Origin of the sequence: Citrobacter cronae (assembly GCF_016893685.1) — a bacterium.
Classification (GTDB): domain Bacteria; phylum Pseudomonadota; class Gammaproteobacteria; order Enterobacterales; family Enterobacteriaceae; genus Citrobacter; species Citrobacter werkmanii.
In genome coordinates this window covers 5,012,586-5,024,504 of record NZ_CP069763.1, presented here as the reverse complement: position 1 = coordinate 5,024,504, position 11,919 = coordinate 5,012,586, and the positions used below count along the sequence as shown (strand labels likewise).

11 protein-coding genes and 2 rRNA genes (1 of these 13 cut by a window edge) are annotated in these 11,919 nt (G+C 51.9%); 6 read left to right on the top strand and 7 right to left on the bottom strand.

Annotated features, from left to right (window positions below; all coding sequences use genetic code 11):
• The 3 genes from JSN25_RS21765 to JSN25_RS21755 form a co-directional block, all read left to right on the top strand.
• Nucleotides 1–51: ribosomal RNA gene (locus JSN25_RS21765) — 23S ribosomal RNA — on the top strand; it begins 2,854 nt to the left of the window's first position.
• Between the two features lie 98 nt (nt 52–149).
• A 5S ribosomal RNA gene (gene rrf / locus JSN25_RS21760) occupies nt 150–265 on the top strand.
• A gap of 250 nt (nt 266–515) precedes the next feature.
• A complete protein-coding gene (locus JSN25_RS21755) occupies nt 516–1,814 on the top strand; it encodes an MFS transporter (protein ID WP_061382224.1) in 1,299 nt (432 codons plus the stop codon).
• Here JSN25_RS21755 and JSN25_RS21750 read toward each other — a convergent pair.
• From JSN25_RS21750 to trxC, 5 genes are all read right to left on the bottom strand, one after another.
• Nucleotides 1,811–2,146 carry a YfiM family lipoprotein gene (locus JSN25_RS21750; protein ID WP_201746028.1) on the bottom strand — a complete coding sequence of 112 codons (336 nt, stop codon included), beginning with the start codon at nt 2,144–2,146 and terminating at the stop codon, nt 1,811–1,813. The two genes, JSN25_RS21755 and JSN25_RS21750, sit on opposite strands and share 4 nt — an antisense overlap.
• A 31-nt stretch (nt 2,147–2,177) precedes the next feature.
• Nucleotides 2,178–3,533 carry a CDP-diacylglycerol--serine O-phosphatidyltransferase gene (gene pssA / locus JSN25_RS21745; RefSeq protein ID WP_204525758.1) on the bottom strand — a complete coding sequence of 452 codons (1,356 nt, stop codon included), beginning with the start codon at nt 3,531–3,533 and terminating at the stop codon, nt 2,178–2,180.
• 114 nt (nt 3,534–3,647) lie between these two features.
• Complete coding sequence (locus JSN25_RS21740; RefSeq protein WP_204525344.1) at nt 3,648–6,308, bottom strand: bifunctional acetate--CoA ligase family protein/GNAT family N-acetyltransferase; 2,661 nt, start codon at nt 6,306–6,308, stop codon at nt 3,648–3,650.
• Between the two features lie 36 nt (nt 6,309–6,344).
• Nucleotides 6,345–7,043, bottom strand: coding sequence for a tRNA-uridine aminocarboxypropyltransferase (gene tapT / locus JSN25_RS21735; RefSeq protein WP_160956121.1), 699 nt, complete (start codon nt 7,041–7,043; stop codon nt 6,345–6,347).
• 69 nt (nt 7,044–7,112) lie between these two features.
• Entirely contained in the window at nt 7,113–7,532 is a 420-nt protein-coding gene (gene trxC, locus JSN25_RS21730; RefSeq protein ID WP_003037559.1) for a thioredoxin TrxC, read from the bottom strand.
• 207 nt (nt 7,533–7,739) lie between these two features.
• Here trxC and JSN25_RS21725 point away from each other — a divergent pair, with 207 nt between their 5' ends.
• Nucleotides 7,740–8,819, top strand: coding sequence for a tRNA/rRNA methyltransferase (locus JSN25_RS21725; RefSeq protein WP_087856393.1), 1,080 nt, complete (start codon nt 7,740–7,742; stop codon nt 8,817–8,819).
• 33 nt (nt 8,820–8,852) lie between these two features.
• Here the strand turns inward: JSN25_RS21725 and ung are convergent, their stop codons facing one another.
• Entirely contained in the window at nt 8,853–9,542 is a 690-nt protein-coding gene (gene ung / locus JSN25_RS21720) for a uracil-DNA glycosylase (RefSeq protein ID WP_042306632.1), read from the bottom strand.
• Nucleotides 9,543–9,859: 317 nt separating this feature from the next.
• Between ung and grcA the strand changes: the two genes are divergently transcribed.
• Complete coding sequence (grcA, locus tag JSN25_RS21715; protein ID WP_005121223.1) at nt 9,860–10,243, top strand: autonomous glycyl radical cofactor GrcA; 384 nt, start codon at nt 9,860–9,862, stop codon at nt 10,241–10,243.
• Nucleotides 10,244–10,321: 78 nt separating this feature from the next.
• Here grcA and eamB read toward each other — a convergent pair whose 3' ends face one another.
• Complete coding sequence (gene eamB / locus JSN25_RS21710) at nt 10,322–10,909, bottom strand: cysteine/O-acetylserine transporter (RefSeq protein WP_038642722.1); 588 nt, start codon at nt 10,907–10,909, stop codon at nt 10,322–10,324.
• A 102-nt stretch (nt 10,910–11,011) separates the two neighbouring features.
• Here eamB and JSN25_RS21705 point away from each other — a divergent pair, with 102 nt between their 5' ends.
• Nucleotides 11,012–11,908 (top strand): LysR family transcriptional regulator, encoded by an 897-nt coding sequence (locus JSN25_RS21705; protein WP_087856395.1) that lies wholly within the window; start codon nt 11,012–11,014, stop codon nt 11,906–11,908.
• Nucleotides 11,909–11,919 lie beyond the last annotated feature (11 nt).

Here is an 11,919-nt window from a genome sequence, read left to right as displayed (position 1 = left end):
GTAGCGATACATTGAGCTAACCGATACTAATGAACCGTGAGGCTTAACCTTACAACGCCGAAGATGTTTTGGCGGATTTGAGAAGACAGATTTTCAGCCTGATACAGATGACATTAACCGGCGAAAAGCGGGTTAATAAACAGAATTTGCCTGGCGGCTGTAGCGCGGTGGTCCCACCTGACCCCATGCCGAACTCAGAAGTGAAACGCCGTAGCGCCGATGGTAGTGTGGGGTCTCCCCATGCGAGAGTAGGGAACTGCCAGGCATCAAATAAAGTGAAGAAGCCCGTCCTGCCGGATGGGCTTTTTTGCGTCTGTACGAAATAAACTCCGCCTGTCGCCTTATGCGACCTCCAACTCTATCCCCTCGAACATATCTGAATCCTTTCTGTGCTAATTAAAACCGTGACTTATATCGCATAATTAATTATAACAATTATATAACATTTAGTTTACCAAAAAAGACACAACTAGCATTGATAAATTCACGCGATCCTTGGCAGGGGTATAATTCTAATGGCTGATAGCAGTGTAACTGAGAACGGGACGCTGACAGACGGCGATACCCGCCGTCGTATTTGGGCGATTGTCGGAGCATCATCAGGGAATCTGGTCGAATGGTTTGATTTCTATATCTATTCTTTCTGCTCTCTCTATTTTGCTCATATCTTTTTTCCATCAGGAAACACCACTACGCAACTCTTACAGACTGCTGGCGTTTTTGCCGCAGGCTTTCTGATGCGACCAATTGGCGGCTGGTTGTTTGGTCGCATCGCTGATAAGCACGGGCGCAAAAAATCCATGCTGCTGTCAGTTTGTATGATGTGTATGGGATCGCTGGTGATCGCTTGTCTTCCGGGGTATGAAACCATCGGTACCTGGGCTCCGGCGCTATTGCTACTGGCCAGACTATTTCAGGGACTGTCTGTCGGGGGCGAATACGGGACCAGCGCTACCTACATGAGTGAAGTGGCCATTGAAGGTAAGAAAGGTTTTTATGCTTCATTCCAGTACGTAACGTTAATTGGCGGGCAGCTATTGGCATTACTGGTTGTGGTCATTTTACAGCAAACCTTAGAAGATTCAGCGCTCAGAGAGTGGGGGTGGCGTATTCCATTTGCGCTGGGAGCCGTGTTAGCTATTGTCGCGCTATGGCTGCGTCGCCAGTTGGATGAAACCTCGAAACAGGACGTTCGCGCGCTGAAAGAAGCGGGCTCTCTGAAAGGTCTGTGGCGTAATCGCAAAGCCTTCATCATGGTGCTTGGCTTTACTGCTGCTGGCTCGCTGTGTTTTTACACCTTCACAACCTATATGCAGAAATACCTGGTTAATACCGCAGGTATGCATGCCAACGTAGCCAGTGGGATTATGACGGCGGCACTGTGTGTGTTCATGCTGGTGCAACCATTGTTTGGCGCTTTGTCAGATAAAATTGGCCGACGTACTTCCATGCTATGCTTTGGCGCATTAGCTGCGATTTTCACCGTTCCCATCTTGACTGCATTGCAAAACGTGACGTCTCCGTATATGGCGTTTGCTCTGGTAATGTGCGCCTTGTTGATCGTGAGTTTCTATACGTCCATCAGCGGCATTCTGAAGGCTGAGATGTTTCCGGCGCAGGTACGCGCCCTGGGGGTTGGGTTATCTTATGCGGTGGCGAATGCTCTGTTTGGTGGTTCAGCCGAATATGTTGCCTTATCCCTGAAATCCATCGGTATGGAAACCACATTCTTCTGGTACGTTACCGCGCTGGCAGTCGTTGCATTTTTAGTATCGCTGATGCTGCATGGTAAGGGGAAAGGGCTGCGCCTCTAATGATGCGCCAGTTGCCAGACTGCATAGCCGGTTGAGGCGCCCGCAACATCCCAGGCAAAGTCCTTCCAGCTCCAGCCGCTCCCAGCGGGGCGGCTGTCCCACAGTTCTTTTGACGCGCCCAGGCTGACTGAGAACATCAAACCAATAGCTGCACTGCGATCTCGGTTGTTACCCTGATGCTGGGCATATTCGTTACCGGCTGCGGCAAGCATGGCGGAGGCAATAAAATGTTGAGCTTTGTCTTGTCCGCTCCAGCGGTCGTTTGCCATGTGGCTGCAGCCAGAAATAGCCAGGATACTGGTAAGAATAAACAGGCGCACCGTTGCCTCCATATGAAAAACCCCGTCAGTGACGGGGTTTTGGTTACAGAATACGGCTAATTAATCTGTCGATACGAATACGGCGTAGTCGACGGATCAGCTTACGCACTTTGACTGGATAGTCAGCAATGCTTTGCAGGTCGCGGTAGTGCTTAACCACGGTGGTATGCGTGCGGATAAGCTCCAGCTCTTTATCGCGCTGGGGCGCCAGCTCTTGCTTAGGATCGTGGATAAGGATGGCATTTTCCAGATCCAGACGCCAGGCTCGAGGATTAAGGTTGTTGCCGGTGAGCAGCATCCATTTATCATCAACCCACATGCCTTTCAGATGATAAGTGTTGTCATCATCTTTCCATAAGCGCACGACTAACTGGTCGGTATTCACATAATATTGCAGTCTGCTCAGGAAACGGCGCAGGTTAATTTCATACAGATAGGGCAGCGCGCCGATAATTTTAAAAGGCTCATCTTCCGGGATGTAAAAGTCGTTGGCGGTTTTATCACCGACAATGATTTCGACCTTTTTCCCTTCACGCAGCAACTGAATGATATTGCGCACCAGTATGGCGGGCAGATTGAAATAAGGGGTACAAATTGTGAGTTTGTGCTCTGCGCAGGGCATGAGGTGGAAAATAGTCTTATTTAACAGACTGGATTTTCCGAGTCCAACCAGAGGCGTAACAGAAAGCTGTTCATTATCCGCATCTCCCTGAAAATGGAATGACGCATCGCGCAGTTCCTGACGGTACAAGCGGATGTCGTTTTTAATTTCCGGGCTTTTAGGGCGATTGATATCATCAAGACGATTAACGCCGCGACCATTCATCAGGTTTTGCACCACCCAATTGAACATGATATCGGCCATTTGCGCGTTGCGAATCAACTGATAACGGTCGTAGCGATATTTATCATGCTGATGCAGATAAACATCGTTCAGGCTGGCGCCGCTATACAGGACGCTGTCATCGATGATAAAGCCTTTGAAATGCAGAACGCCAAGGGCTTCGCGCGTGTTAATCGGCACGCCATAGACAGGAATATCGATACCGGGGTTTTCTTGCGCCATGCGGCAATACCAGTCAGCATTGGTATTAGATGCCGCAGCACCAATGCGCCCGCGCTGGGCTCGGTGCCAGTCGACAAGCACCCGAACATCCAGTTCAGGACGCTGCCGTTTTGCCGCATAGAGCGCGTCGAGTATGCCTTTGCCACCGTCATCCTGTTCCAGGTACAGCGCAATAATGCAGATCCGTCGCGTCGCGCTGGCGATTTTTTCCAGCAGAGTCTCCCTGAAATTAGCGGGAGCATAAAAGAAATCTACATCATCAACTGACTGAGAAATCTTGGGTAGTTGGGCAAGGTGTTGTTGATGTTTATTACGCTTAAATTTTGACAACATCACAGTGCATTTCTTCTCTGTTCATTGAAGGGTCCTCTGTGCTATGCAGACGACATAAGCGGGCAATGATACCACCAGTACCCATTAATGTGGTCAACATTTCCAGTACCTTACTCACGATTCCTCAAATTGGGCCAGATTAAGCGTTAGCCCAACAATCCCCTCTTCGAGTTGGACGTCAACAACGAACCCGAGTTTCCGGGCCAGGGCGACCATACCGCGATTGTTTGGCATCGTAATACCATTCAAACGTCTAAGTCCGTGATCTCGGGTATAGGCAATTAATTTTTCCATCAATCGGCGACCCAGTCCAAGTCCTTTGAGATCAGAACGAACCAGGACGGCAAACTCGGCATCTACGTTATCAGGATCCGAGATAGCTCGCGTCACGCCGAGGATCTCTTCATGATTATCTCTACAACGCACAGCGACAAAGGCCATTTCACGATCGTAGTCGATCTGTGTCATATTGGCTAAATCTTCATGGGTAAATTCGTTGATCTCACTAAAATAGCGATAATAAAGATCTTCTTTGGTTACCTGAGAAATGAACTGCTGCAGATGAGGTTCATCCTCTGGCAAAATGGGGCGGAACAGGCAGCGCTCGCCGTTCTTCAACTCAACCCACTCTTCAAGCTGATGAGGGTAGGGGCGTACAGCCAATCTGCTTTCGTTATCGCCCGTGAAAGGGGCAATGTCCAGCGTGACGTCCAGCGCGGTAAATTCACCGGCGGAGGCCAGCAGCGGATGGATATCCAGACGCTGAATTTCCGGACAATCGACGATCAGGTTGGATACCTGCACCAGAAGCTGGCTTAGTCCGGCGATATCCAGTGGGCGTAGTGCGCTACGAGCGCGGATCTTCTTATTTTTGATCCCCTGGATAACCAGATAACGCGCCAGATTCATGTTCAATGGCGGCAATGCCACCACGGCTTGCTCTTCTGGTCGCCACTCAACCCCGCCTTCACCCAGCATAATCAGCGGGCCAAATACCGGATCGTGTTCAACGACGACGCGAAGCTCCTGAGCGCCAGCGCGATTCGCCATGCTTTGCACTAATAAACCGTGGATGCGCGCCTGCGGCCAGGCCATTTTCACCCGATCCAAAATCGCATTCGCGGCCTGCTGTACCTCTGTTGCCGTACGCAGGTAGAGCATTACCCCCTGAACTTCCGATTTATGCGGGATATCAGGGGAACGCAGCTTGAGCGCCACCGGATAGCCGATCTGCTCTGCGATATGCACAGCTTCTGCGCTGTCGCTGGCGATCCAGGTCGGGAGCGTGTGTAAGCCATAAGCTTGTAAAATCGGCTGCACTTCATGGGTATCCAGCGATGTGGCCCCTTCGGCAATCGCCTGCTGTAACAGATTATGCGCCTCGGCGGTGTTCGTGGTCAGGTAGTCCGGTAGCGCAGGCGTTTCTCGCAGTTGCTTTTGGTTACGCCGATACTCAACCATATGCATAAATGCGGTGATGGTTCCTTCCGGTGTACGGTAGGTGGGCACCCCTGCTTCGCTAAATAGCCTACGGGCTTCCTGGGAAGAAAACTCCCCGCACCAGTTGGTTAGTAAGGAGATAAATTTCCCTCGAGGATGCTGCTTTACTGCTTCGATCAACGCTTGCGCGCTTTCGGTCCCGGGGGCGGCGGCGCTGGGCGAATGAATCACCATCAGCGCGTCGAAGTCCTGGCTGGTGAGTAAAATATCCAGCGTTTTTACATAATGTTCGCTACTGGCGTCGTCACGAAGATCCAACGGGTTGCCGATATCAACATGGGCTGGTAGCGCATCGCGTAATTTCTGGCAGGTATCTTCACTCAGCGTGGCGAGTTTGCCATTCTTCGACCATAGCTCATCCAATGCCAGTGCGGCAGGCGCGGCGCCGTTACTGATGATCATTAGTCTGTCACCACGCAGCGGGCGCATGTGACTCAGGGTTTCGACCGCCGAGAACAGCTCGTGAGTATCTTGCACGCGTAATAAACCGGCGCGCTGAATAGCCGCATCCCAGGCTGGGTCCATCCCTGCACTGGTGTGCAGTAAACGCTGCGCTGCCGGGCTGCGGCCACTCTTAATCACCAGAATGGGTTTATTGCGCGCGGCGCTACGGGCGGCAGAGACAAAGCGCCGGGCATCGCTCAAATGTTCGAGATAGAGCAATATTGCGCTGGTTTTGCTGTCGCGCGCCAGGTAATCCAGGAGCTCATCAACGTCGATATCCAGGCTGTCACCCAACGCGATAAAGTAAGAAAAGCCCATTTCTCTCTGCTGCGCCCAGTCGAGTATGGTATTGGATACGGCGGCGGATTGAGAGATAAAAGCCAGCTTGCCGCGCTTAATCGGGACGGGGGAAAAGCTGGCGTTAAGTCCCTGCCAGGGGGCGAGAAGTCCCAGACTGTTGGGACCCAGCAGGCGTATTTTATAGCGTGAGGCGCAGGCCAGCAGTTCTGCATGCTGGGCCGCGGGAGCCGAAAGAATAATGCAGGTTTTACAGCCTTTCTCGCCAAGCGCCTCGAGCAATGCCAGGTTACGGCTGGCATTGGTGCACAACACGGCGAGGTCGGGGCTAAAAGGCAAGCTGCTGATATTGGGCCAGGCCAGTACGCCCAATACCGCTTTCCAGGCGGGCGTCACCGGTAGAACAGGCCCATTGAAACCGCCGGCAAGCAGATTACGCATCATCAGGTAACCCGCGCGGTTAGGCTTCATCGACGCCCCAATCACCGCAATGGATTTCGGTCGCAGTAGTGCTTCCAGACCACGTTGACTCATATCGGCTTCCTTAATGACACCAGTGACCGAATGATTTTAAACGCTTTCTGTCGAGTCTGCTGTGACGCTTCCCTGATGTTGAGTTTTTCCTGCCAGGTAACGGGTTTTAAAGCGAGTGAAGTGATCGCTTAACCCTTCCGCAGCTTGCCTATCGCCAGCCAGATCCAGCAAAGAGATGGCGACTTCGGCAGTACAGTATTGCCCTTCGGCGTGAATACCACGCAGGTGATAAGCAGAAAGGCGCGATAAATCAACGGAGATCACCGGCAGGTTGTCGAGGTACGGGCTTTTGCGGAACATTTTACGCGCTTCCGGCCAGGTGCCATCGAGCATAATAAACAACGGCGGTTTGCCGGTCGGCGGCGTGAAAATCACTTCGCGCTCTTCGCCCGCATAGGAAGCCGGGAATACCACCATCGGCTGGTAATCAGGATTTTTCACCAGCTCAAGCAGCGTCTGCGGCGGTTCGGTGCGTGACCACTGAAAAGCCGCGGTATCGGGCAAAATATCGGCGATTAAACGTCCCGTGTTACTGGGCTTCATCGGCTCGGTATCAAACATGACCAGACAAAAACGGCTTTTGGCCTCAGATGGTACTAACGTTGCGCATAAGCAGAGCTTTAGCGGCAGCAGGCAGCGCTGGCAGCGACGAATACGGTTACCTCGGGCGAGGAAAGGACGTGTGGCGCGCGCGAGGCGCTCAGCGCGTAACTGAAGAACTGCGTTATCGGTCATGGGGGAACACGTTGAAAAACGCTATTGTCGCAGAGGTGAAAACGGGGCACAAGATGCGCCCCGCAGAGATTATAATGATTCGTTAAGCCAGCTATCAAACGGAGCCTTAGGTACGGCGCCATTAAGCATATCGACGATTTCACCTTTTCTGAAGATCATGATGGTCGGAATACTGCGGATACCGAAGCGGGCGCTGAGTTCACGCTCGGCTTCTGTATTCACTTTAACAAAACGTACTTTACCGCTACGCTCTTCCGCGACATCTTCAAAAATTGGGGCAAAGTTACGGCATGGTCCGCACCAGGGGGCCCAAAAATCAACCACCACCGGGAGATCGTCTTTTAACAGTTTATCCAGTGTTTCACCGGTCGCATTGATCACCTCCCCATCGAACAGGTCGTGACCACAGCGTCCGCATTTAGCCGCTTCCTGGACACGATCGTCGGGAATGCGGTTGATAGCCTGGCAGCTGGTACAAACGGTATTCATAACTAACCTCTGGATGAGTAGTGTGGACTTCATGGCAGTGACGCCAGTATGTTTCTATTATGTTACATATTATCGGGGAGTCTGTTCTAAACAACAATGCGTTTTATTCAATGAGTACAATAGTCCTTAGCTTTTAAATGAAATAATGGCTAACGACGTGCACATCGGGTAATCTGCGCGCTTCGCGCAGAGCAGGTGGAGAAAAACATGAGCGACGAACTGAAGAACAAAAACGGCAAGGTCAAAGTGATGTACGTCCGCAGTGACGATGACTCGGATAAACGCACCCAAAATCCACGTACTGGTAAAGGCGGCGGACGCTCCGGTACTTCCCGAGCCGAAGGCGGTCGTCGCCCTGCCCGTGATGACAGAAAGGGTCCGAACAGCGAACGCGGCCGTGAACGTGGTCGTGACCGCGATGCAGAACGCGATCGCAGACGTGAAGATTCACCATGGCGTACCGTGTCCCGCGCACCGAATGATGATGCTGAGGATAAAGCCGATCATGGTGGCATTAGCGGCAAGAGTTTTATCGATCCTGAAGTCTTACGTCGTCAGCGCGCGGAAGAAACCCGCGTTTACGGTGAAAATGCCTGTCAGGCTCTGTTCCAGAGTCGTCCGGACGCTATTGTTCGCGCCTGGTTCGTGCAGAGCGTCACCCCGCGCTTTAAAGAAGCATTACGCTGGATGGCGGCAAACCGTAAAGCCTACCATGTGGTTGATGAAGCTGAGCTGGCGAAAGCCTCCGGTACTGAGCACCATGGCGGTGTTTGTTTCCTGATCAAAAAACGTAACGGTACCACCGTTAAGCAGTGGGTGGGTCAGGCTGGGGCGCAGGATTGCGTACTGGCTCTGGAAGACATCGCTAACCCGCACAACCTGGGCGGAATGATGCGTAGCTGCGCCCACTTTGGTGTGAAAGGCGTGGTGGTACAGGATGCGGCGCTGCTGGAATCAGGTGCGGCAATCCGTACCGCTGAAGGTGGCGCAGAGCATGTTCAGCCGATCACCGGTGACAGCATTGTCGATGTGCTGGACGACTTCCGTAAGGCAGGTTACACGGTAGTGATGACCTCAAGCGTGAAAGGCAAACCGTTGTTTACTACCACGCTGCCGGAAAAAATGGTGCTGGTATTAGGGCGTGAGCGTGAAGCGCTGCCGGAAGCGGCATGCTCAGCCGACGACCTGTGCGTGGCGATTGACGGTACGGGTAACGTTGAAACGCTCAACGTATCTGTGGCAACCGGCGTACTGCTCGCGGAGTGGTGGCGTCAGAACAAAGCCTGATAATAAAAATGCCAGCGAATCGCTGGCATTTTTTTACTCACTTTCTGCAGGTAACACCGGCGTCCAGTCAATCGGTTTTTCACCTCGTTGTTCCAGCCATTCATTAGCCAGTACAAAGTGATTGCAGCCAAAGAAACCACGATGCGCGGAGAGCGGTGACGGGTGCGGCGCTTTCAACACATGGTGACGTTGGGTATCAATAATCGCGCCTTTCTTTTGTGCGTGTGAACCCCAGAGCAGGAATACGACGCCTTCGCGATGCTGATTAATCAAGCTGATGACTTTATCGGTGAAGGTTTCCCACCCCAGGCTGGCGTGCGAATGTGCCTGACCGGCGCGGACGGTGAGTACGGTATTCAGTAACAGTACCCCCTGACGTGCCCAGCTTTCCAGATAACCGTGCGTTGGGCGCGTGAAGCCAGGAATCGTCGCTTCCAGCTCTTTGTACATATTCAGCAGCGAGGGGGGAGTGGCAATACCCGGACGAACAGAGAACGCGAGACCGTGTGCCTGGCCTGGACCGTGGTAAGGATCCTGCCCCAGGATGACGACTTTCACGTCGCCAAGTTCGGTAAAGCGAAAAGCATTAAACACATCTTTTTGCGGCGGGTAAATTGTCATACCCGACTGACGCTCGCCAGCGACAGTATGTAGCGTATTAACAAAATAAGGCTGCTGTTTCTCATCTGCCAGCACATCGTGCCAGGTTAATTCGGTGGCCATCTCGCTCTCCTGCGAATTTTCAATCCCTCTAGCTTAACTGCTTCTTACCACGTCGCAAAATTCTGTACGTTTCTCAACGGCATGGGCCTTAAAGATAGTTGAAAATTTATGTAAAAAGTTTAGCTGTGTACGTGGCGTAAGTTGATGTAAAACAATAAAATCCACCTATCACCACTTTTCATGTGTGGTTTTTATTGATTTAAATCAAAGATTCAAGGGTGTGTGAGGGGTATATATACACTCAAGCAACAATGGTTTTACCAATTGGCCGGATGACGGCCAACCGAGATCAAATAATTTTGCCGGGGAGGCATCAAATGATTACAGGTATCCAGATTACTAAAGCTGCAAACGACGACCTGCTGAACTCTTTCTGGCTGCTGGACAGCGAAAAAGGCGAAGCACGCTGCATCGTTGCGAAAGCAGGTTTCAATGCGGATGACGTCGTTGCCGTCAGCAAACTGGGTGAAATCGAATACCGTGAAGTGCCGGTAGACGTACAGCCGGAAGTTCGCGTGGAAGGTGGTCAGCACCTGAACGTGAACGTTCTGCGTCGCGAAACGCTGGAAGATGCGGTTAAGCATCCGGAAAAATATCCGCAGCTGACCATCCGTGTTTCTGGTTATGCGGTACGTTTCAACTCTCTGACCCCAGAACAGCAGCGCGACGTTATTGCTCGTACCTTTACTGAGAGCCTGTAAGGCTCGCGGGGAATAACCCCGTTTAGCAGAAAATCAAAAGCGGAAGATGCCAGCGCGTCTTCCGCTTTTTTATATCCGTTAGTAAAAAATTCGTACTGCGCAATACACTAACAGCAGCGCCAGAATGATATTCAACTGTCGGCCGTAACGGCGAAAGAGGCGCTGAAAAAGATGGCCTGCCAGCGCCCAACATGCATTACCAAAGGTGCCGATCAGCGCCAGCAGAATACTCACCCCAATCAGCCAGTGTGCATCCTGCGTATAGGGCAGTACGAACGTGGATAACGCGGTAATGCCGTACAAAATGATTTTGACGTTAACAAACTGCAAGCCAAAACTCGCCCAGAAGCCGATCGGTTCGGACTGCAAATTATCGTTTGCCGCCGGGCTGGTGGCGATTTTCAATGCCAGCCACAAGATATATGCCGCGCCTGCCCAACTGAGCCAGTGGATGATGGCAGGATCCATCGCGGCAAGCGAAAACGAAATCCCGGCGCATATCAGCATGACGATTAAAAAGCCCAGACTCATCCCGGCAAGCACGCGCGTGCTCTGGCGAAAACCGTGTGACGTCGCAGCACTGAGCGCAAGGATGTTATTTGGGCCGGGGGTTAGCGCGGTAATCAATGTATAGGTCCAGAATGCACTTAAAAGTATGGGGGTCACTTGTTATCTCCTCTGTTTTGGTAGACAGTACTCGAGTCAAAACATTTAAAAAAATGAATGTTTTCGCATTCTGAGTTCGATATTTTCGATGGGTTGGTGCGGATGGATTTACGTCGGTTTATTACGTTAAAAACGGTGGTGGAAGAAGGGTCGTTCCTGCGGGCGTCACAAAAGCTTTGTTGTACGCAATCGACCGTGACGTTTCATATTCAGCAGCTTGAGCAAGAGCTTTCGGTGCAGCTGTTCGAAAAAATTGGCCGCAGAATGTGTCTCACCAGTGAGGGCAAACGGTTGATGCCGCATATACACGACCTGACCCGCGTGATGGCATCGATTCGTCAGTCAGCGCAGCAGGATGCGCAGCCGAGCGGCGATCTACGCGTTGCGACCGGCGAAACGCTGCTGGCGTATAAAATGCCGCAGGTTCTACAGCGATTTAAACAACGCGCGCCTCATGTGCGGTTGTCCTTACAGTCGCTCAACTGCTATGTCATTCGCGATGCGTTGCTCGGTGATGAGGTTGATCTGGGCGTGTTTTATCGTGTTGGTAATGATGATGCACTTGAGATGATACCGCTGGGCGATCAGTCACTGGCGCTGGTTGCGTCGCCTCTGCTGCAGCACGTTGATTTCACCCGGCATCACCAGCACATTCCCTGCAGCTTTATCATTAATGAACCGCAATGTATTTTCAGACAACGCTTCGAAGGGCTACTGCGTAAGCGTCATATTACGCTGGAAAATACGATTGAGTTGTGGAGTATTGAGAGCATCAAGCACTGCGTATCGGCAAATCTTGGCGTCAGTTTTTTGCCGCGTTTTGCCGTTGAGAAGGAGCTCCGTTCAGGGGAATTGGTTGAGTTACCGTTCAGCGAACAGCCGGAGTTAATTACGGCATTGTGCGGTTACCATGCTGGGAAAGTCGTTAGCCCGGCGATGCGGGTGTTTATTGAGTGTATTGAAGAGAGCTTTGCGATGCATGAAAAAATGCCGGGCTAAACGGCCCGGCA